The organism is Bradyrhizobium sp. 155, from assembly GCF_023101105.1.
In the GTDB taxonomy this organism is placed as follows: Bacteria; Pseudomonadota; Alphaproteobacteria; order Rhizobiales; family Xanthobacteraceae; genus Bradyrhizobium; species Bradyrhizobium canariense_D.
Window position 1 is genome coordinate 1,867,357 of sequence record NZ_CP064704.1, and the last position, 21,574, is coordinate 1,888,930.

A 21,574-nucleotide genomic window follows, 5' to 3' on the forward strand; every position below is an offset into this window, starting at 1 on the left:
ATATTCGATTTTCACCAACTCCCGCGGCCGCCGGCCGGGGCGAACCCACGCGCGCGTGATCGAGAGGCAAACATGACCATCAGCATCAATGTTCCTGATATTCACGAACTGAAGCCCCGCATCACCGTGTTCGGCGTCGGCGGCGCCGGTGGTAACGCCGTCAACAACATGATCACGGCGGGCCTCCAGGGCGTCGACTTCGTGGTCGCCAACACCGACGCGCAGGCGCTGACGATGTCGAAGGCGCAGCGCATCGTGCAAATGGGCACGGCGGCCACGCAAGGGTTGGGCGCAGGTTCGCAACCGGTGGTCGGCGCGGCCGCGGCCGAAGAGGTCATGGACGAGCTGCGTGACCATCTCTCGGGCGCCAACATGGTGTTCGTCACCGCCGGCATGGGCGGCGGCACCGGCACCGGCGCAGCTCCCGTGATCGCCAAGATCGCGCGCGAGATGGGCATCCTCACCGTCGGCGTCGTGACCAAGCCCTTCCACTTCGAGGGCGGCCGCCGCATGCGCACTGCGGAAGCGGGCATCAACGAGCTGCACAAGGTCGTCGATACGCTGCTGATCATCCCGAACCAGAACCTGTTCCGGGTCGCGAACGAGAAGACCACCTTTGCCGACGCCTTCGCGATGGCCGACCAGGTGCTCTATTCGGGCGTTGCCTGCATCACCGACCTGATGGTCAAGGAAGGCCTGATCAATCTCGACTTCGCCGACGTCCGCGCCGTCATGCGCGAGATGGGCAAGGCGATGATGGGCACGGGCGAAGCCTCCGGCGACAAGCGCGCGCTGACCGCCGCCGAAGCCGCGATCGCCAACCCGCTGATCGACGATAGCTCGATGAAGGGCGCCAAGGGCCTCCTGATCTCCATCACCGGCGGCAAGGATCTCACCCTGTTCGAGGTCGACGAAGCTGCGACCCGCATCCGCGAGGAAGTCGACCAGGACGCCAACATCATCGTCGGCGCCACCTTCGACGAGGCCCTCGATGGCCTGATCCGCGTCTCGGTCGTCGCCACCGGCATCGAACAGGCCGCGATCGCGCGCAACAGCCAGGCCACCAGCGCTCCCGTGGCGAATCCTGCTCCGCAGGCGCAGCAGGCTCCCGCCGCTCCCGCCGCGGCTGCCGAGAGCCGTCTTGCCGATCTGACCGCGCGGCTGCGCGCTGACAATCAGCGCATGGCCGAGCGCGCCCAGAAGTTCGAAGGACAGACCCCGGCCACAGGAACGGGCCAATTTGCCGCCGCTCCCACGGCTCCGCGTCCGAACGTCGAGCGCGCTGCGCTTGCCGCCATCGCCGCCGCCGTTGCGGACGTTCCGCAGGCTCCCGCGCCGATGCAGACCTATGGCGACGTTACCGTGCGCCCGATCGCGCAGAAGCCCACGCTGTTCCCCGAGCCCGAGCAGGCGCCGATGGCCATGCAAGAGCCGATGACGCCGGAAACCTTCATCCCTCCGCAGGCCGAGCGTGCACCGGTCCGCACACCGCGGATGCCGCGGATCGAGGAACTTCCGATGCCCGCCCAGGCCGAGCTTCGCCAGGCCCGCGGCGAGGTCGAGGAGGAGACCCCGCAGAAGACCCGGCTGTCGCTGCTGCAGCGCCTCGCCAATGTCGGCCTCGGCCGTCGTGACGAGGAGACCGAGGCGCCGATCGCGGCCCGCACCGCCGGTCCCGCGATGCCGCCACTGCCCGATCGCCGCCCCCAGAAGACCGTGGCGCAGCAAATCGCTTCTACCGAGCCGGTGTCCGAGTATGCACGTCGTCCCGCGCCGCAGGGCCTGGACATGCACGGCCGTCCCGCGCCTGTTGCCCCGGCGCCACAGGGAGATGACCATCTTGATATCCCGGCCTTCCTGCGGCGGCAGGCGACCTGAGGATTGTTACAATAAGGCGGACGAAAAAAGGTCCCGGCGGGAAGCTTGCCGGGGCCTTTTCTTTTGCCCCGTGCATATCCGGATTGCGTGGCCAAACAACTGATTTTAAATCATTAATTACGTATTCGATGGTTCAGTAAAACTACCGAAAACGGTCCCGAACTCCGGTCCAATTTGGTTAAGCCTTGGCGCGAATACGGCGGGTTTGGGGTAACAATCGGTAAAAAAGCGTGAGTTGGCGCTGTTTAGGGCAGTGACTATGGTTTGCCGTGACTTGGGGATACGGATTCGGAACAGCGGTCTAGGCCGCAGTCGGGTTCAGTATAAGTCGCGATGGTCGTAGTGGGGCGGTTCCTGATGAAATTTAGCCGGCAAACAACGCTTCGCGCGCAAGCCAGTGTGGCAGGCGTCGGCGTTCATTCCGGTCTTCCCGTCACGCTCACGCTTGGACCCGCGCCTGTCGACGCGGGCTTTGTTTTTATCCGCACCGGGCTCGAGGGAAGCGACCGCGAAGTTCAGGCCACCGCCGAGCAGGTGATCGCGACGGATTTCGCCACCGTCCTCGGTGATCGCAACGGTCCGCTGGTTTCCACCGCCGAGCATGTCCTTGCTGCGCTGCGGGGAATGGGCGTCGACAACGCCATCATTGAGATCGATGGGCCGGAAGTGCCGATCATGGACGGCAGCGCGGCAGCCTTCGTTGCGGCGATCGACCAGGCCGGCATCGTGACCCAGCCGGCGCAGCGCCGCTTCATCCAGGTTTTGAAGCCGATCTCGGTCAAGATCGGCGACTCCTTCGGTGAGATCAGGCCCTATGCCGACGGGTTCCGCGCCGAGGTCGAGATCGACTTCACCAATCCTGTCATCGGCCAGCAGAGCTATGCCTTCGACCTCAACCCGGAGCGTTTCCGCCGCGAAGTCGGCCGGGCCCGGACTTTCGGTCTGATGTGCGACGTCGCGCGGCTCTGGAGCGCCGGCTATGCGCTCGGTGCCTCATTCGACAACACCGTCGTGTTCGACGAGGAGCGGCTGCTCAACACCGAGGGCCTGCGCTACGCCGACGAATGCGCCCGCCACAAGGTGCTGGACGTGATCGGCGACCTCGCGCTGGCGGGTCTGCCGCTGCTCGGCGCCTACCGCTCGGTACGTGGCGGCCACAAGCTCAACCACGCCGTTCTGACCGCGCTGCTCGCCGACCGCACCGCTTGGCGGGTGGTCGAGGGCGAGGCAGCCCGCCGCACCACGCGTCCGGTGGCCGAAACCGGTCGCGGCATCGTCGGTGGCCGGATCGCCGCGGTCTACGGGCCGGACGTTTCCTGAAGAGAGACGTTTCCTGCAGCGGACGTTTCCTAGACGAGAGACGCGTCCTGAAGAGACCCGTCGCCGCGGGCGTTTGGCGGCGGCTTTCCCCGGGAAACTCCTGGTAACGATGATCGGCTAGGATTGCGGCGCGTTCGCCTTAATCCGGGCGGAATGCCTGCCTATCCGGTTGGTTGAAGATCGTTTTTCGGTTACACCGGCGTGGTCGCACGGCAGGCACCACGGCTATATTTCGCGCCCAGGACGGGGTTCATGGGCTGGCGGACACCGCACCACAGGGCGTCAGGGCAATACTCATGTCGGCACAGCGTATGACGCGCGGATATCTTCAAGTCCCGTCTCGAGAAGTCTCGTCTCGAGCCCGTGGGCTGCTTCAGGTTGTCGCCCTCTTCGTGCTCGCGCTGCCGCTGGCCGGCTGCGGCACCGGCGCGCTTTGGGACAAGTTCACCGCCAAGGACGACACCTTCGTCGAGGAGCCCGCCGACAAGATCTACAATGAGGGCCTGTACCTCATGAACGAGAAGAAGGACATGAAGGCGGCGAACAAGAAGTTCGAAGAGGTCGACCGCCAGCATCCTTATTCCGACTGGGCCCGCAAATCATTGCTGATGTCGGCCTACGCGTCCTACCAGGGCGGGGATTATGACAATTGTATCGGCGCGGCCACCCGCTACGTCACGCTGCATCCCGGCAGCCCGGATGCGGCCTACGCGCAATATCTGATCGCCGCCTCGCATTACGACCAGATTCCGGACATCAGCCGCGACCAGACCCGCACCGAGAAGGCGATCGCCTCGCTGGAAGAGGTGGTGCGCAAATATCCGACCTCCGAATATGCGACCTCGGCCAAGGCCAAGATCGAAGGTGCGCGCGACCAGCTCGCCGGCAAGGAAATGAACGTCGGCCGCTATTACGCGCAGAAGCGCGACTACACGGCGGCGATCAACCGCTACAAGGCCGTGGTGACGCAGTACCAGACCACCCGCCATGTCGAGGAGGCGCTGTACCGCCTGACCGAGGCCTATATGGCGATCGGCATCGTTGGCGAGGCCCAGACGGCCGCCGCCGTGCTCGGGCACAATTTTCCTGACAGTCGCTGGTACAAGGACGCCTATAATCTTGTAAAATCAGGCGGTCTCGAACCGAGCGAGAATCAGGGGTCCTGGATTAGCAAGACCTTCAAGAAAATGGGTCTCGGCTAGGAAATAGAATTCCATGCTGGCGCGTCTGTCGATCCGTGACATCGTCCTGATCGAACGGCTCGATATCGAATTCGCACCAGGCCTCGCGGTTTTGACCGGCGAGACCGGTGCGGGCAAATCCATCCTGCTCGATGCCTTTGCGTTGGCGCTCGGCGGCCGCGGCGATGCCGGCCTCGTGCGGCATGGGGCGGAGCAGGGGCAGGTCACTGCCGTATTCGATATCCCAAAAAACCATCCCGCGGCCAAAATCCTCGCGGAGAACGGGCTGGACGATACCGGCGAGATGATTCTCCGCCGGGTCCAGCTCGCCGACGGCCGCACCCGCGCCTTCATCAACGACCAGGCGATCAGCGTGCAGACGCTGAAGGCTGTCGGTGCCGCCCTGGTCGAGATCCACGGTCAGCACGATGAGCGCGCGCTGGTCGATGCCGCCACCCACCGCCGCCTGCTCGATGCCTTCGCAGGTCTCGAAAAGGACGTCTCGGCGGTCGAGACGCTCTGGGACGCGCGCCGCACCGCCAACACTGCGCTGGAGGAGCATCGCGCCGGCATGGAGCGCGCTGCGCGCGAAGCCGATTACCTCCGCCACGCCTCCGACGAATTGAAGCAGCTCGCGCCCAAGGACGGCGAGGAGACTTCGCTGGCCTCCCGTCGGACCACGATGATGCAGGGCGAGAAGATCGCCTCCGACCTGCGCGAGGCGCAGGAGGCGGTCGGCGGCCACCATTCGCCGGTCGCCTCGCTGTCGGCGGCCGTGCGGCGGCTGGAGCGTCGCGGCGTCAACTCGCCGGCGCTGGTCGAACCCGCGGTGAGGGCGATCGACATCGCCATCAACGCGCTGGAGGAAGCCGACCAGCATCTCCAGGCGGCGCTTGCGGCAACCGATTTTGATCCCTCGGAGCTCGAACGCATCGAGGAGCGCCTGTTCGCGTTGCGCGCCGCCTCGCGCAAATATTCGACGCCGGTCGACGGGCTCGCCGCGCTCGCCGCAAAATACGCCGCCGATGTCGTTCTGATCGATGCCGGCGCCTCACGGCTGAAGAAGCTGGAGCAGGCCGCGATCGAGGCCGATGCGCGCTATGCGGCGGCTGCGAAGAAGCTGTCGATGGCGCGGCAGAAATCGGCGGAGAAGCTCAACAAGGCCGTCAATGCCGAGCTCGCGCCGCTCAAGCTCGAGCGCGCAAAGTTCATGACCCAGGTCGAGACCGACGAGGCAGCTCCGGGCCCGCAAGGGTTCGACCGCGTCGAGTTCTGGGTGCAGACCAACCCGGGCACCAAGCCGGGGCCGCTGATGAAGGTCGCCTCCGGCGGCGAGCTGTCGCGTTTCCTGCTGGCGCTGAAGGTCGTGCTGTCCGACCGCGGTTCGGCGCCGACCCTGGTCTTCGACGAGATCGACACCGGCGTCGGCGGCGCGGTCGCGGACGCGATCGGCGGGCGGCTGGCGCGGCTCGCCGGCAAGGTCCAGGTGATGGCCGTCACCCACGCCCCGCAGGTCGCCGCCCGTGCCGACCAGCATTTGCTGATCTCAAAGGACGCGCTGGACAAGGGCAAGCGCGTTGCGACCCGCGTCAATGCGCTTGCCGCCGACCACCGCCGCGAGGAGATCGCGCGGATGCTCGCCGGTGCCGAGATCACCGCCGAGGCGAGGGCTGCCGCGGACCGTCTGCTCAAGGCGGCGACGGCTTGATTTCGTGTCCCGGACGCGCGCAACCGCGAGCCGGGACCCAGAATGTCGCCCCGATGGGCCCCGGCTCTGCAGCGCACCGCCAAAGAAGCGCTGCGCTGCGTCCGGGGCGCAAGACCTCAACACGCCTTTACCCTCCCGCCCGCTCCATCGTATCCAAGCACCATGGCCAGAGCAGCAAAATCGAAACCAACACCGCTTCGCGACGTCGCCGACCTCACCAAGGCGCAGGCCAAGGTCGAGCACATGCGGCTCGCGCTCGAGATCGAGGGGCATAACGAACGCTACTACCAGGACGACGCGCCCACCGTCACCGACGCCGAGTATGACGCGCTACGCCAGCGCTTCAACGCGATCGAGAAGCGCTTTCCGGAATTCGTCAGCGCGGACTCTCCGTCGCAGAAAGTCGGTGCTGCACCATCAGGCCGCTTCAAGAAGGTGCGGCATGCCGTCCCCATGCTGTCGCTCGACAACGCCTTTGCGGAAGAGGATCTGCGCGACTTCGTCGGCCGCATCGTGCGCTTCCTGAAGCTCGACGACGACAAGATCGATTTCTCGGCCGAGCCGAAGATCGACGGCCTCTCGATGTCGCTGCGCTACGAGGGCGGTGAACTCGTCACCGCGGCGACTCGCGGCGACGGCGCGGTCGGCGAGGACGTCACCGCCAACATCCGCACGCTCGAGGACGTGCCGAAGAGGCTGAAGGGCCGCAACGTCCCCGATATCTGCGAGGTGCGCGGCGAGGTCTACATGACCAAGAAGGCCTTCCTCGCGCTCAACGAGCGGCAGAAGGCGGAAGGCAGCACCATCTTCGCCAATCCGCGCAATTCGGCCGCGGGCTCGCTCCGGCAGAAGGATCCGACCATCACCGCCTCGCGCCCCCTCGGCTTCTTCGCCTATGCCTGGGGCGAGATGAGCGCGATGCCGGAGGCCACGCAGAGCGGCATGATCGGCTGGTTCGAGCGCTGCGGGTTCAAGACCAACCCGCTGACCAGGCTCTGTCACTCCGTCGAGGAGCTGCTGGCGTTTCATCATGCGATCGAGGAGCAGCGCGCAAAGCTCGACTACGACATCGACGGCGTCGTCTACAAGGTCGATCGCATCGACTGGCAGGAGCGGCTCGGCTTCGTCTCGCGCACGCCGCGCTGGGGCATTGCCCACAAATTCCCGGCCGAACGCGCCACGACGGTGTTGCGCGACATCGAGATCCAGGTCGGCCGCACCGGCTCGTTCACGCCGGTCGGCAAGCTCGAACCGGTCGGCGTCGGCGGCGTGATCGTGCAGAACGTCACGCTGCACAACGAGGACTACATCAAGGGTATCGGCAATAAGGGCGAAGTGCTGCGCGAGGGCCGCGACATCAGGATCGGCGACACCGTCGTGATCCAGCGCGCCGGCGACGTCATCCCGCAGGTGGTCGACGTCGTCCTCGACAAGCGGCCGAAGGCTGCCAGGGAATTCCAGTTTCCGAAGAAGTGCCCGTGCCCGTTGCACACCGACGTCACGCGCGAGGAGACGGCGGCGGGCGAAGAGGGCTCACGCGCTCGCTGCACCGGCGAGTTCGCCTGCCCCTACCAGAAGATCGAGCATCTGAAGCTGTTCGTGTCGCGGCGCGCCTTCGACATCGACGGTCTTGGCGAGAAGCAGCTCCAGTATTTCTTCGACGAGGGCTTTGTGAAGGAGCCAGCGGACATCTTCACGCTGGAAAAGCGCAATTCGAAACTCAAGCTCGAGGACATCGAGGGTTACGGGGCAACCTCGGTGCGCAATCTGTTCAGCGCGATCGAGAGCCGTCGGAAGATTGCACTGGAGCGCTTTATCTTCGCGCTCGGCATGCGCCATATCGGCGAGACCACGGCGCTGGCGCTGGCCCGCGGCTACGGCTCCTGGGACGCCTTCCACGATGCCAGCCTCAAGGTCGCCAAGGGCGACGAGGAGGCGATGGCCGAGATGGACGCGCTCGACCAGATCGGCGAGACCGTGATCAAGAGCATCGCCGATTATTTCGGCGAGAGCCACAATCGCGGCATCGTCGAGCGGCTTACCAGGGAGGTCGAGATCATCGACGCGGAGAAGCCGAAGAGTAACTCCGCCGTCGCCGGCAAGACCGTGGTGTTCACGGGCTCGCTGGAGAAGATGACGCGCGACGAGGCCAAGGCCACCGCTGAGCGGCTAGGCGCAAAAGTGTCCGGATCGGTGTCCAAGAAAACCGATCTCGTCGTCGCAGGCCCCGGCGCAGGTTCGAAGCTCGCGGAGGCCAACAAGCATGGCGTCAAGGTGCTGACCGAGGACGAGTGGCTGGCGCTGATCGGGGAGTGACTCTTCCCTTCTCCCCTTGTGGGAGAAGGTGGCGCGCAGCGCCGGATGAGGGGTTCTATCCTCGAATTCAAGCTTTGAGAGGGGACCCGTGCGGAGAGAGACCCCTCATCCGGCGCGCTACGCGCGCCACCTTCTCCCACAAGGGGAGAAGGAAGAAGGCCTCACCGCGCCCGATCACATCATCCCGCTCTCTTCCTCTTCCGCCTGCTCGATCAGCGTCTCGCTCACCATGACCTCGCGGCGGGGGACGACGAAGATCATCGTGCAGGCGCAGAGCAGGGAGATCGCCAGTACCGCGGCGGTGAGCGGCAGCGTGGTCGCGGAATGGCCGCCGAGATAGGCGCCGAATTGCGACATCAGCGCGCCGATGCCTTGCTGGAGAAAGCCCATCGCACCTGATGCGGTGCCGGCGGCCTCGGGACGGATGCTGATCGCGCCGGCGGCCGAGTTCGCCATCACGAAGGCATTGCCGACCATCACGATCATCTGCGTGCCGAACAGCCAGGCGGGCGCCTCGTTCCAGCCGGTGAAGCTCCAGAGCAGGTTCAACAGGCTGCCGCAAAGCTGAAGCGCGAGGCCGAACCAGATCAACTTCTCCAGCGAGTGCCTGGGCGCGAAGCGCACGCAGAGCAGATTGCCGACGAGATACGCAAAGCCCGTCGTCGCGAACCACGCGCCGTATTCGGCGCTGGTCCTGCCCATCTGCGTTACCACGATATAGGGGCCGCCGCCCGCGAAGGTGAAGATGATCTGCGAGGCCAGCACCTGGCACATCACGTAGCCGACGAAGGCGCGGTTGCGGATCAGGATGCCGACATCGCCGCGAAAGCCGCTGCCGGCGACGCGGTCTCGGCGGGTCTCGGGCAGCGCGAATGCGATTCCGACGGCGACAATGATCGCGGCGACGGTGATGGCGTAGAAGATCGCGCGCCAGCCGAACGCGGTTTCGATCAGGCCGCCGGTGAGCGGAGAGACCATCTGCCCGATCATCAGCGCCGCGACCACGAGGCTGATCATCGAGGCGACGCGGTCGCGCTCGTAGATGTCGCGGATGATGGCGCGGCTCACCACCATGCCCGCGGCGCCGCCCAACGCCTGGAAAAAGCGCGCGGCGATCAGCTGCGGCAGGGTTTCCGCGAAGATGGAGGCGGCGCTGGCGACCACCATCAGCGCCAGTCCTCCGAGCAGCACCGGTCGCCGCCCGAAACGGTCCGACAGCGGGCCCATGATGAGTTGCGACAGCGCGATGCCGACCATGTACAGCGACACCGTCATCTGCGCGACCGAGATGTCGCTGCCAAAGGTCGTCGCCAGCACCGGCAGCGCCGGAACCAGCATGTAAAGCGAGATCGGCGCGATGCCGGTCATGACGACGAGCAGCAGCAACACCACGCGCGAGGTCGCGAGGTTCTTCGCCGTGTCCGGCGGCTTGCTGATCATGCCGTGCATGCGTGTCCGTCTCGTAGAAATTCGAATCGGACTGTAGCGCGCTCGCGCAAGACGCATATCGGCGTTTCGGAATGCGGCTATACGGATTCCGGGACGGTTATGATGAGGGCGCCATAGCGCCGCTTGGGCGCGTTGCTCGCGTCAAAAAGTCGGTGTCATCGCCGGCTTGACCGGGCGATCCAGTACGCCGCGGCTTCTTCGCATGCGTTTCCTGTCTCTGGAATGCTGGATTCCCCGCCTGCCGCCTTCGCTAAAGCTTCGGCGCCCCTAGACCTCACCCCGGCGTAGCCGGGTCGCGGGGCATGACAGCTGTGGTGGAGAAGCAGCCTTGCGCAAAGCGCGTGGAGCCATGCGGCTTTGCGACGACGCGCTTACGCCTTCAACTCCGCCGTGGCCTGGTCCAGCCAGGCCTTGGTCGTCTCGTCCAGCGCCGGCCGCACCTCGGCCCTGACGCGCGCGTGGTAGGCGTTGAGCCAGTCGAGCTCGTCCTTGCTGAGCATGCCGACATCGATCAGCCGGCGGTCGATCGGCGCCAGGGTCAGCGTCTCGAACGCGTTCATCGATTTTTCCGCGCCCTTGATATCGGCTTCGACCACCAGTTCGAGGTTCTCGATGCGGATGCCGAAACCGTCTGTCTTGTAGTAGCCGGGCTCGTTGGACAGGATCATGCCGCGCTTCAGCGGCGTAGTGCCGAGCTTCGAGATTCGCGCCGGCCCCTCATGCACGCTCAGATAGCTGCCGACGCCGTGGCCGGTGCCATGCTCGAAATCGACGCCGGCGGCCCAGAGATATTGCCGTGCGAGTGTGTCGAGCTGCGCGCCGGTGGCGCCGTCGGGAAAGATCGCCCGCGCAATCGCGATGTGGCCGCGCAGCACACGCGTGAAGCGGTCGCGCATCTCGTCGGTCGGCTCGCCCACGGCCATGGTGCGGGTGACGTCGGTGGTGCCGTCTTCGTATTGTGCACCTGAATCGATCAGCAGCAGATCGCCGGGGACGATCCGCCGGTTGCTCTTGCGGGTGACGCGGTAGTGCACGATCGCGCCATTCGGGCCGGTGCCCGATATGGTCGGGAACGACACATCTTTGAGCGCGCCGGTGTCGCGGCGGAATGTCTCCAGCGCCTCGACCGCGTCGATCTCGGTGAGCTTGCCGCTTGCCGCCTCGCGGTCGATAAAGGCGAGGAAGCGTGCCAGCGCCACGGCGTCGCGCCGGTGCGCCGATTGCGTGCCCTTGATCTCGGTCGTGTTCTTGACCGCCTTGAGCAGCGCGATCGGATCGCTGCCGCGCACCGGCTTGCCGCCGGCGCCCGTGATCAGCCGGCTGAGGGCGTCGGCCGCGGTCGCATTGTCGAGCGCGATCGATCCGCCGCTCTTGGCGAGCGCCATCAGCGTCGGCGCCATCGCATCGGGCTCGCGCACGTCGGCGGACTGCTCGAGATGGTCGCGGGTCAGATTTGAGAGCTTGCGGTGATCGATGAAGATGGTGGGACGGCCGTCCTTCGGCACCAGCGCATAGGACAGCGGCAGCGGCGTATGCGCGACGTCGGCGCCGCGGATGTTGAAGGTCCAGGCCACGGCATGGCTGTCGGACAGCACCAACGCATCGACGCCGAGCTTGCCGATCTCGCTCCTGATCTGCGTCAGCTTCTCGGCTTCAGTCACGCCGGCATGTTGCATTCCGTGCACCGTGACCGGCGCAATCGGCGGCTGTGGCCGGTCTTGCCAGATCGCATCGACCGGATTGCTGTCGACGGCGACCAGTTCGGCACCGGCCTTGGTGCAGGCGGCGGCCAAACGCTCGGCTGCTGCAAAAGTGTGCAGCCACGGATCAAATCCTAGGCGGTCGCCGGCCTTCAGGTGTGCCGACATCCAGCTTTCCGGCGGGGGATCGATCAGAGATTCCACGGCCCAGGCCCTTGAATCGACCTGCTTGGCCGCTTGGATCGTGTAGCGGCCGTCGACGAAGACCGCGGCCTCGTGCGTCAGCACCACCGCCAGTCCCGCCGAGCCCGTAAAACCGGTCAGCCAGGCGAGACGTTCTTCGGACGGCGGCACGTACTCATTCTGCTGCTGATCGGCGCGTGGAATCACGAAACCGGTCAGCTTGCGGCGGGCGAGTTCTTCACGGAGCGCGGCCAGCCGGGCTGTCAATGCGACGCCGGCCTCGGGCTCCTCGAATGTCTGGAAATGCGCTTCGAACATGGTGGATCACTTTAGGATCATGCGGATCAGTCCGCAATGTAGACGCATTTGAGGTCGCATCTGGCATGGACTGTGCTTGAACAAGTTCCATTCGAATTGAGTGGAGTACAGGATGCGGCAGTTGCGCTTCGTCCAGATGACAGGGAAATTCGAGCAAGTTGTTCATCTCAACGACGAGGGGACACTCGATGCCAGCGTTCACGTTTGAAAAGATTACGCCGCCGGTGCGCCGCGCCCCGGCTGCGGCAACACCGAAGAAACCGCGCGGCCTGATCAGCCAGATGATCGACCGTTTCGCCGAACGCCGCGCGAGGCGCGCCTCGCAGGCCGAGCGCGCGATGCGCCGGGACGAAGAGACGGCAAAGTAGCGGCATCTACGGCAGCAGCCGTACTCACCCCATCTTCCGCAGCAACAGGCTGCTCCATCCCTGGATTCGCATGTGCTTCAGAGGCACGAGGCCGCGCGCGCGGTAGGCGGCGATCACGGCGGGGACCTGGGGCGTCAACAGGCCGGAGAGGATGACGCGCCCGCCAGGGGCGAGGTGGCGCGTCATCGGGCCCGCCAATTGCCGTAACGGATTGGCAAGGATGTTGGCCAGCACTAGGTCGAACGGGCCGCGTCTGCCGAAATCAGCCGCCGCGAAGCCGATGGCGCGGATCACTCGCACATGGTGACCGACCTCGTTCAACACGGCGTTCTCGGCTGCCACCTTGACCGAGGCCGGGTCGATGTCGGAGGCCAGCACCGCGCGATGCAGCGCTTTCGCCGCCGCTATCCCGAGCACGCCGGTCCCGGTACCGAGGTCGAGCACGCGGTCCGGCCGGGTGCGTTTCAGGACATGGTCAAGCAGGAGTAAACAGCCGCGTGTGGTGCCGTGATGGCCAGTGCCGAAGGCGAGAGCCGCCTCGATCTCGATGGCGAGCTTGTTCGGGGCCACGCGGTCGCGGTCATGGCTGCCGTGGACGACGAAGCGCCCGGCCGGCACCGGGACGAGATCTTCCAGGCTCGACTTGACCCAGTCCCTGGCTTCGACGGTGTCGAAGGCCAGCGTGTCCGCGATCTCATTTCCTGCTGATGTTGCAACGAGTTCGCGCAGCCACGCCCGGTCCGGCGCGTGGGCGAAATGCAGCGCGACGTCCCACTGTCCGTTCGGCTGCTCGAAGGCGGCGACCGCCGCATCATCCTCGAAGAACATTTCGGTGAGGACGTCGACAATGCGCCTTGCGGCGATCTCGCTGCCGATCGAAAAATTGGCGCGATGGGTGGGGGCAGGCTGCATCTCAGGGTTCCGTCCGGTTCAATTTTTGGAACTTTTGTTCCCGATTTTTCTAATAACTTGCATTTATGAGGTTAACCCGACCGCAGGTTGTGCCACGTAGAATTGCGGGTGTTGGGCAACCCACACAGCTTGAAATGGAAAAGGAGGCGAGACTTGAAGCGCATGATTTTGAAATTCTGGACCGACGATTCAGGTGCAACCGCAATCGAGTACGGCCTGATCGCAGCCGGCATCGCGCTGGCGATCATCACCGTCGTGAACGGACTGGGCACCACCATGAACGACAAGTTCACTTCGATTAGCAGCTCCTTAAAGTAATTTCCGCCTCCCATTCCCGGCGGGGCAATTCTCCATACGACTGCTTTCGAGCCGCGCCCGCCGGGGGAATTGCCCCCTGGCGGGCGAAGTCGTTTTGGGGAGAGGTTTTCACAGAATGCCCACAGGCTACCCGCTGGTTTGTCCGGACTTTGTCCACGGATTATCCCGCCGCTCATTCCCGGATTTTCCACCGATTTGTAGCAGGCTTTGAAGGGGCATAACCCACCGCCCTTTCACAGCTTTGCCAACAGTCTGTCCACAGCCCATCCACAGGCTTATCCACGGCTTCCGAACAACGACCGGTGATCCCTCAGGATTGCCTGGGCGGCGTTGTGGCCAGGCGCGCCGGTGACGCCGCCGCCGGGGTGGGCGCCGGAGCCGCAATGATAGAGGCCCTTCACGGGCCCGCGATAATCGGCGTGGCCCAGCATCGGCCGCGCCGAAAACAGCTGGTTCAGCGTCAGCGCGCCGTGGAAGATGTCGCCGCCGAGCAGGCCGAACTGCCGTTCGAGGTCGAGCGGTGACAGGATCTGGCGGCCGAGCACGCTTGTCGCAAAACCCGGCGCGTATTTGTCCACCGTCGCGATCATGAGGTCGGCAACCTCGTCGCGATGGTCGTCCCACGACTTCCCATCGGGAAGCTCCGGCGCGACGTGCTGGCAGAACAGGCTTGCGACGTGGTGTCCTGCGGGCGCGAGCGTGTCGTCGAGCGTCGAGGGGATCAGCATTTCCACGACCGGCTCCCGGCTCCAGCCGTGCGCGCGGGCATCGAAAAAGGCGCGCTCCATGTAGCCGAGATCAGGGGCCAGGATAATGCCGGAGGTGAGATGATCGCCGTCGCCCGGCAGCGCCGTGAAGGAGGGCAGGCGGTCCAGCGCCACGTTCATGCGGAAGGTGCCGGAGCCGTTCTTCCAGTGCCGGATGCGGGCGAGGAAGTCTTGGGGAAGCGCATCGGCGGCGACCAGCCGCGTGTAGAGCAGTTTCGGATTGACGTTGGCTGCGACATATTTCGCGCGGATGGTCGTACCGTTCTCCAGCGCCACGCCGACCGCGCGATCGCGCTCGACGATGACCTCGCGCACGCCTGCATCGGTGTCGATCACAACGCCGCGGTCGCGTGCGGCGCGCGCCATGGCCTGCGTGATCGCACCCATGCCGCCGATGGCGTGACCCCAGACGCCCTTCTTGCCGTTCACCTCGCCGAAGGCGTGATGCAGCATCACATAGGCCGAGCCCGCGGCGTAGGGGCTGGCATAATTGCCGACGATGGCATCGAAGCCGAACAGCGCCTTGACCAGATCATGCTCGAAACGTTCGTCCAGCATCTCGCCGGCCGAGCGGGTGAAGAGATCGAGCAGGCTGCGGCTCTGCTCCAGCGACAGCCCGCGCAGGATGTTGGCGCTCTGGAATGCGTTCACGGCTTCGCGGATCGAGGCCGTGCCGAAACCATCGAGCAGGTTTGGCGGCGCGCGCAGCACGAATTGCCGAAGCACGTCGGCGATATCTTCCAGTTCGCGCGAAAACCCGTCGAGTGCATTTGCGTCATGCGGGCTCAGCCGGGCGACGGACGCCTGCGTCCGCCCCTCGCCGGTGAGAAGATAGCTGCCGTCGGGGGCGGGCAGAAAATTCTGCGCGCGCCGTTCGACGATGCGCAGGCCCTGTTCGGCCAGCTTCAAGTCACGGATCACCAGCGGATTGAGCAGGCTCACGGTGTAGGCCGCGACCGAATTGCGGAAGCCGGGATGAAATTCCTCCGTGACCGCGGCCCCGCCGACCACCTTGCGGCGCTCGACCACGCGCACGCGCAAGCCGGCCATCGCGAGATAGGCCGCGCAGGTGAGGCCGTTATGGCCAGCGCCGATGATGATGACGTCGGTTTCGATCATGAAGGGGTCAGCTGTTCCACGCCCATTCCGGGATGGTCTGAACGACCGGGCTCGGGACATCTGTATATCAAGCATTCCCCGCTGCAACATCACGAGACCCTTTATTGCCCGTTCAGGCGCCTTGTGCTCCATTGCGCGCGCCCGGCGCCCGCCGGGGCTGGAGCTTCCATGGATTCGATCGTGCAACCCGCCGCCACGGAGCAGCCGTCCTCGTCACGCAACCGGCTGCTGCTGACGGTCTACACCGCCGCGATCTTCGTCAGCGCGCTGTTGCTGTTCTCGGTGCAGCCGCTGTTCACGAAAATGGTCCTGCCGCGGCTCGGCGGCTCGCCGGCGGTGTGGTCGGTGGCGATGGTGTTCTTCCAGTCGCTGCTGCTGGCGGGCTACGCCTATGCGCATTTGTTGATGCAGGTGAGGAACCGCATCGTTCCGGTGGTGGTGCATCTCCTGCTGCTGATCACGGCGTTCGTCACGTTGCCGCTCGGCATCGCCTCGGCCTATGGCGATCCGCCCGCTTCGGGCTACGCGATCTGGCTGCTCGGTCTGTTCGTGATCTCGATCGGGCTGCCGTTCTTCGCGCTTGCCGCCAACAATCCGTTGCTGCAGGCCTGGTTCGTCCGCACCGGGCATCCTGCCGGACACGATCCCTATTTCCTCTATGCGTCCTCCAACATCGGCAGCTTCCTCGCCCTGCTGTCCTATCCGTTCCTGCTGGAGCCGATGTTCACGCTGCACACGCAGAACCGGCTCTGGACCGGCGGTTACGGCATTCTGATCGTCCTGATCGCCGCCTGCGGCGTGCTGCTGTTGCGCTCGCCGAAACTGGCCATGGTCGATGCGCGAACCGAGGATTTGAATGCGCCGGCGCCCGGTCTCATGACGCGGCTGCGCTGGATATTCCTCGCCGGAGTGCCGTCCGGCCTGCTCATCGCCGTCACCGCGCACATCTCGACCGATGTTGCGGCAGCGCCGCTGCTGTGGGTGCTGCCGCTGTCGCTGTATCTCCTGACCTGGGTGGTGGTGTTCCAGTCGCGGCCGTTACTGCCGCACAAATGGATGCTGATGCTCCAGCCGGTCGCGATCGCGGGCGTCGTCTTCCTGCTGGCGTTCGGCGGCGAACAGAACCTGCTGCTGACGCTCGGCGGTCATCAATTGTGCTTCTTCGTCATCGCGATGGCCTGCCACGGCGAATTGGCGCGAACCCGGCCGGCCGCCAAATATCTCACCGGATTCTATGTCGCGCTATCGTTCGGCGGCATGGTCGGCGGCCTGTTCGCAGGGCTCCTTGCGCCGTTCACATTCTCCTGGATCGCCGAATATCCGATCCTGGTTGCGCTTGCCGCGCTGTGCCGGCCGCCCGCGAACGAGCGGCTGGCGGGCATCGTCAAATGGTACTGGCTGGCGCTTGCCGCGCTCGCCGTCGTGCTCGTTGTGCCGTCCACCACGACGGGCGGGCTATCGACCTGGTTCGAGGATCACCGGGTCTGGATGGCCGGCGGCGTCGGCGTGCTCGCCGCGCTGCTGGCGCTGGCGGTCAACGCCGGCCGCTGGAAGATATTCGCCACCGTCGCGCTCGCGCTGGCGTTGATCCGGGTTTATCCGGCGGACGAAGGCCGCGTCACCACGGTGCGCAGCTTCTTCGGCGTGCACAAGATCGTGGTGACGCCCGGCGGCTATTTCCACGTGCTGATGCACGGCACCACGATTCACGGCGCCGAGCGCTTCCTCAACAATGACGGCACGCCGGTCACCGGCCGGCCGGAGCCGATCACCTACTATCACAAGGACGGCGGCATCGGTCAGGCCGTGACCGCGATGCGCGAGCGCAAGGGCGCGCCGCTGAAGGTCGCGGCGATCGGCGTCGGATCGGGCACGCTCGCCTGCGCCGCCGAGCCCGGCGAGAGCTGGACATTCTTCGAGATCGATCAGTCCATGGTCGACGCGGCAAGCGATCCGAAGAATTTCCGCTACATCTCGAGCTGCATGCCGGGCCTGAAGCCGGTGATCGGCGATGCCCGCCTCACCTTCGCGAAGGAGCCGGACGGTGCCTATGATCTCATCATCGTCGATGCCTATTCGTCGGATGCGATCCCGATCCATCTTGCGACCGAAGAGGCGATGAAGATCTACAAGGACAAGCTCGCTCCGCACGGCGCCGTGGTGATGCACGTCTCCAACCGCCACCTCGATCTCGAGACGGTCGTGGTCGGTATCGCCGATGCCAACGATCTCAAGAGCTGGGTCTACAACGAGGATTCCGGGCGCGATGGTGACTACATCTTCTCGACCGACGTCGTCATCTCCGCCCGCGAGGATGCCGACGTCGGCAGGCTCGCATCGTCGAAAACATGGGAGCAGACCGAAGCCGACGACCGGGTGCGGGTCTGGACCGACGATTACTCCAACATTTTGGGCGCGCTGTACCGGCGCTTGCGGGACGGGGAGTAGGGCCCGCTTCTACGGCTCCACCGGCGTCCCCGCGGGCAACGCGATTGCCTTCTCGCCAGCGACCTGCCGCAACAAATCGGGCCTGTCGGAGATGATCCCGTCGACGCCGATCTCGATCATGCGCGCCATGTCTTCGGGTTTGTTGACCGTCCAGACCACGACACGCAGCCCGAGCGCATGGGCCTCGGCGATCAGTGCCGCGGTCACATCGCCGAAATAGGGTGACCAGACCGCGCCGCCCGCCGCCTTGATGGTCCCCGGCAGCGACCCGCCGTGATCGGCCGGGCTGAAGCCCGCCGTCCAATTGGTCGCCTTGTCCAGCGCCACCGTCTGGCCCGAGCCGCGCTGGAGCGTCAGGTACACCGTCGGCATCTTTGGTGCCCGCTGCTGGACGAGCAGCAGGGTCCGCCAGTCGAACGACTGGATCATGACGCGGTCGGAGAATTTCTCGGCTTCGATCACGCCGAGCAGTTTGGTGACGAAAGATTGCGGATCGAGCGTCTCGTCCGGATGGTTCGGATCGATCTTGGTCTCGATGTTGAAGCGCACGCGCGTATTGCCGGATTGCCGCACCAGCGCGAACAGCTCGCTCAAGGTCGGAATACGGGTCCCGGGCATGGCGCGCTGGTCGGGGAATTGCTTCGCGTAAGGGCTGTCTGGCCGGATCTGGCCGACGTCATAGGTCCTGACGTCGGCGAGCCGCAGTTTCACGAAGGGCGTGCCGGGAGGCGTGACGTAGGCGCCGCTCGCATCCCGCGTGATATCAGGATTGAGCCCGCGCTCATGCGAGACGACGACTTCGCCGTCGGCGGTGATGCCGACATCGAGCTCCAGCGTGTCCACGCCGATCGACAGCGCGTTGGCGAAGGCCGGAAGCGTGTTTTCCGGCAGCAGTGCCCGCCCGCCGCGATGGGCCTCGAGGTCGAAAGCCGAATCAAATGCCGAATCGAATCCCATGGCCGGTCCCGCAATGAGAAGTGACAGTACGGTCAAGATCGTCGCAGCACGTGACGGCATGGTGGCTCATGGGGCAAGGGGAAAGGGGCGATATTTCAACGCGTTTGGCGCGTCCGTCCTATTGTATAGGCTTTCCTGGCTGTTGAAACCTTGGGCGGTGGCTTGGGTTGCGCCCGCCGCGGGGGTATGTACTCATAGTCGGTGCCCTGGAATCCCGCCCGTGCAGCAGCAACGCGATCATCGAATTATCCGCAGCCGGCATTTTCGCCGGATGCAGCGCCGGCATTTCATGATCTTCGACGTTTTGCCCTTCGTCGGTACGCTGCTGGCGCTGGTCCTTCTGTTCTACCGCCCGATCGGCGCGATGGAGCTTGGCCTGTTCGTCGGCTTCTGGCTGGTCACCGGCCTCGGCCTTACCGTCGGCTATCACCGGCTCTTCACCCACCGCGCCTTCGCGACCTCCACGGCGATGAGTGCGATCCTGGTCGTGATGGGATCGATGGCCGGCCGCGGTGCCATGCTGTCCTGGGCGGCAATGCACCGCCGGCACCACGAATTGTCCGATCACGACGGCGATCTGCATTCGCCGCGGCTGCACGGCAAGGGCCCATTCGGCCGCCTGCGCGGCTTCCTGCACGCGCATTTGACCTGGATGATCGAGCACGATTATCCCAATGTTGCGCACTATGTCCCGGACCTGATGGCGGATCGCAGGCTGGTTGCAGTCAACAGCTACTATTACAGTTGGGTCGGTCTCGGCCTGGTGCTGCCGGCCGCGATCGGCGGCCTCGCCACGATGAGCCCGTGGGGCGCGCTGACCGGCTTGCTCTGGGGCGGCGTGGTGCGCATGTTCGTGGTCGAGCAGACCATGTCCGCCATCAACTCCGTCATGCATAGCTTTGGCGCGCAGCCGTTCGTCACCCGCGACGACAACAGCCGCAATCTCGGCGTGGTGGCCTGGCTTGCCTGGGGCGAGGGCTGGCACAACAACCACCACGCCTTTCCCTATTCCGCGGCCTTCGGCTTGCGCTGGTTCGAGTTCGATCCGGGCTTTGTCTTCATCAGGGCGCTGGAAGCGCTGGGACTGGCCTGGGACGTCAAGGTGCCGAGCGAGGAGAAGATTGCGCGACGCATGCTGCGGCAGCCGGGTGACGCTGCGCCCGACCTCGAAACGGGCTGAGCATCATCGCCGGCTCACGCCGGCGATGGCGCGGCTGTGAACCGATGCTGTTCAACGACTATCCCTTTCTCCTGGTCTTCCTGCCCGCGGCGCTGCTGATCTATCGCTTGGCCGACCCCTATCCGGGCTTGCGCATCGGCGTGCAGGTCGCGCTGTCGCTCGCCTTCTATGCCTGGGGTAGTCCGTCCTTCATCCTGCTCCTGATCGGCTCGATCGCGATCAACTGGCTCGCCTCGGTTGCCTATGGGCGCGTGAAATGGCCGGTGCTGCTGACGCTGGTGATCGGGCTCGATCTCGCGGTGCTGGCCCTGTTCAAATACGCCAACTTCGTTCTCGCTAATCTGGGTCTCGTGCTCGGTACGACGCTGCCGGTGCTCGACGTCGGGCTGCCGCTCGGCATCTCCTTCTTCACCTTCCATCACATCATGTATCTGGTCGACCTGAAGCGCGGCAGGGCGCCGCTCTATGCGTTCGACCGCTATGCGCTCTACATCGCCTTCTTCCCGCAGGCGATCGCCGGCCCCCTGGCGCGCTGGTCGGAGGTGATGCATCAGTTCGGCAGGCAGGTCTACGTTCCGGGCTGGCAGCGTCAGTTCTGCATCGCCACCTGCTTCATCGCGATCGGCCTGTTCGAGAAAATCGTGATCGCCGACGGCCTCGCGCATCTGCTCGATCCCATCTACGCGCAGGCCGCGAACGGGCCGCTCGCGGGCGGTGACGCCTGGCTCGCCTTCTGCTTCTCCTTCCAGATCCTGTTCGATTTCTCCGGCTATTCCGACGTCGCGATCGGCCTCGGCCTGCTGTTCGGCGTGCAGCTGCCGTACAATTTCGATGCGCCGCTGCGCTCGACCAACATCCAGGATTTCTGGCAGCGCTGGCACATCACCCTGATGCTGTTCCTGCGCGATTACGTGTTTTATCCGCTGGTCAATCTGCGCCTGCTGCCGCGGCGCTGGCTGCCGGTGCAGTTTTTCGGCGCGATGATGATCACGATGGCGCTGTGTGGCCTCTGGCACGGCGCGAGCTGGACCTTCGTGCTGTGGGGCGTGCTGCACGGGCTTGCGCTGGTCGCCTGCACGCTGTGGCGTCGCTATGGCCCGGAGTTCCCGTCATGGCTCGGCTGGGCGCTTACCGTGCTGTTCGTGCTCGCGACCGGCGTGATCTTTCGTGCGGGATCGGTGGAGGCGGCCTGGCATGTCTTCGCCGGATTGGCTTCGCCGCTCCCGCTCGAGCGCGGAAAGCATTTGTGGCCGCTAATCGCAGCGCCGCTGTTCGCCTTCCTGCTGCCGGCGAGCCAGGACATCGTGGCGGTGCTCACGCGCCGTCCCAATCCGTGGCTCGCGGGTCTGCTCGGTCTTGGGCTATTCGCATTGCTGCTTCACATGGGTGGTCGGGATCTCCATGAGTTCGTCTACTTCAAGTTCTGAGACCGATCCCGGCTGGGGCCGGAGC

At 65.1% G+C, this 21,574-nt stretch carries 15 protein-coding genes; 10 read left to right on the forward strand and 5 right to left on the reverse strand.

The genetic code is table 11. The features are described 5' to 3' along the window. Positions 1–72 precede the first annotated feature (72 nt). The 5 genes from ftsZ (at position 73) to ligA (ending at position 8,403) form a co-directional block, all read left to right on the forward strand. On the forward strand, positions 73–1,878 hold the full coding sequence (ftsZ, locus tag IVA93_RS09095; RefSeq protein ID WP_018454245.1) for a cell division protein FtsZ: 1,806 nt from the start codon (positions 73–75) through the stop codon (positions 1,876–1,878). 357 nt (positions 1,879–2,235) lie between these two features. Then, positions 2,236–3,198: a UDP-3-O-acyl-N-acetylglucosamine deacetylase gene (gene lpxC, locus IVA93_RS09100; RefSeq protein WP_026232696.1), complete on the forward strand. Its 963-nt coding sequence runs from the start codon at positions 2,236–2,238 to the stop codon at positions 3,196–3,198. Between the two features lie 296 nt (positions 3,199–3,494). Then, positions 3,495–4,400 carry an outer membrane protein assembly factor BamD gene (bamD, locus tag IVA93_RS09105; protein ID WP_026232697.1) on the forward strand — a complete coding sequence of 302 codons (906 nt, stop codon included), beginning with the start codon at positions 3,495–3,497 and terminating at the stop codon, positions 4,398–4,400. A gap of 13 nt (positions 4,401–4,413) precedes the next feature. Beyond that, positions 4,414–6,087 (forward strand): DNA repair protein RecN, encoded by a 1,674-nt coding sequence (gene recN, locus IVA93_RS09110; RefSeq protein WP_018454248.1) that lies wholly within the window; start codon positions 4,414–4,416, stop codon positions 6,085–6,087. Positions 6,088–6,249: 162 nt separating this feature from the next. Then, a complete protein-coding gene (gene ligA, locus IVA93_RS09115) occupies positions 6,250–8,403 on the forward strand; it encodes an NAD-dependent DNA ligase LigA (RefSeq protein ID WP_018454249.1) in 2,154 nt (717 codons plus the stop codon). A 174-nt stretch (positions 8,404–8,577) separates the two neighbouring features. Here the strand turns inward: ligA and IVA93_RS09120 are convergent, their stop codons facing one another. Next, positions 8,578–9,852, reverse strand: a complete 1,275-nt coding sequence (locus IVA93_RS09120) for a multidrug effflux MFS transporter (RefSeq protein ID WP_018454250.1) — start codon at positions 9,850–9,852, stop codon at positions 8,578–8,580. Positions 9,853–10,223: 371 nt separating this feature from the next. Further along, positions 10,224–12,053, reverse strand: coding sequence for an aminopeptidase P family protein (locus IVA93_RS09125; RefSeq protein WP_018454251.1), 1,830 nt, complete (start codon positions 12,051–12,053; stop codon positions 10,224–10,226). A 188-nt stretch (positions 12,054–12,241) separates the two neighbouring features. Between IVA93_RS09125 and IVA93_RS09130 the strand changes: the two genes are divergently transcribed. Beyond that, the gene (locus IVA93_RS09130; RefSeq protein ID WP_018454252.1) at positions 12,242–12,421 is read left to right on the forward strand and encodes a hypothetical protein; all 180 of its coding nucleotides are present in this window, start codon (positions 12,242–12,244) and stop codon (positions 12,419–12,421) included. Positions 12,422–12,445: 24 nt separating this feature from the next. Here IVA93_RS09130 and IVA93_RS09135 read toward each other — a convergent pair whose 3' ends face one another. Beyond that, positions 12,446–13,333, reverse strand: a complete 888-nt coding sequence (locus IVA93_RS09135; protein ID WP_018454253.1) for a 50S ribosomal protein L11 methyltransferase — start codon at positions 13,331–13,333, stop codon at positions 12,446–12,448. Between the two features lie 162 nt (positions 13,334–13,495). On the opposite strand from IVA93_RS09135, the gene IVA93_RS09140 reads away from it, so the two are divergent. Further along, positions 13,496–13,651, forward strand: coding sequence for a Flp family type IVb pilin (locus IVA93_RS09140; RefSeq protein WP_085395715.1), 156 nt, complete (start codon positions 13,496–13,498; stop codon positions 13,649–13,651). A gap of 275 nt (positions 13,652–13,926) precedes the next feature. Here the strand turns inward: IVA93_RS09140 and IVA93_RS09145 are convergent, their stop codons facing one another. Next, positions 13,927–15,537 carry a phytoene desaturase family protein gene (locus tag IVA93_RS09145; protein ID WP_018454255.1) on the reverse strand — a complete coding sequence of 537 codons (1,611 nt, stop codon included), beginning with the start codon at positions 15,535–15,537 and terminating at the stop codon, positions 13,927–13,929. A gap of 168 nt (positions 15,538–15,705) precedes the next feature. Between IVA93_RS09145 and IVA93_RS09150 the strand changes: the two genes are divergently transcribed. Beyond that, positions 15,706–17,985: a spermidine synthase gene (locus IVA93_RS09150; protein WP_018454256.1), complete on the forward strand. Its 2,280-nt coding sequence runs from the start codon at positions 15,706–15,708 to the stop codon at positions 17,983–17,985. A gap of 9 nt (positions 17,986–17,994) precedes the next feature. On the opposite strand, the gene IVA93_RS09155 is transcribed toward IVA93_RS09150, so the two are convergent. After that, the gene (locus IVA93_RS09155; protein WP_247789749.1) at positions 17,995–18,942 is read right to left on the reverse strand and encodes a glycerophosphodiester phosphodiesterase; all 948 of its coding nucleotides are present in this window, start codon (positions 18,940–18,942) and stop codon (positions 17,995–17,997) included. A gap of 220 nt (positions 18,943–19,162) precedes the next feature. On the opposite strand from IVA93_RS09155, the gene IVA93_RS09160 reads away from it, so the two are divergent. Both IVA93_RS09160 and IVA93_RS09165 read left to right on the forward strand, forming a co-directional pair. Continuing rightward, positions 19,163–20,122, forward strand: coding sequence for an acyl-CoA desaturase (locus tag IVA93_RS09160; protein ID WP_245288380.1), 960 nt, complete (start codon positions 19,163–19,165; stop codon positions 20,120–20,122). Between the two features lie 44 nt (positions 20,123–20,166). Then, entirely contained in the window at positions 20,167–21,549 is a 1,383-nt protein-coding gene (locus tag IVA93_RS09165; protein ID WP_018454259.1) for an MBOAT family O-acyltransferase, read from the forward strand. Positions 21,550–21,574: the final 25 nt, after the last annotated feature.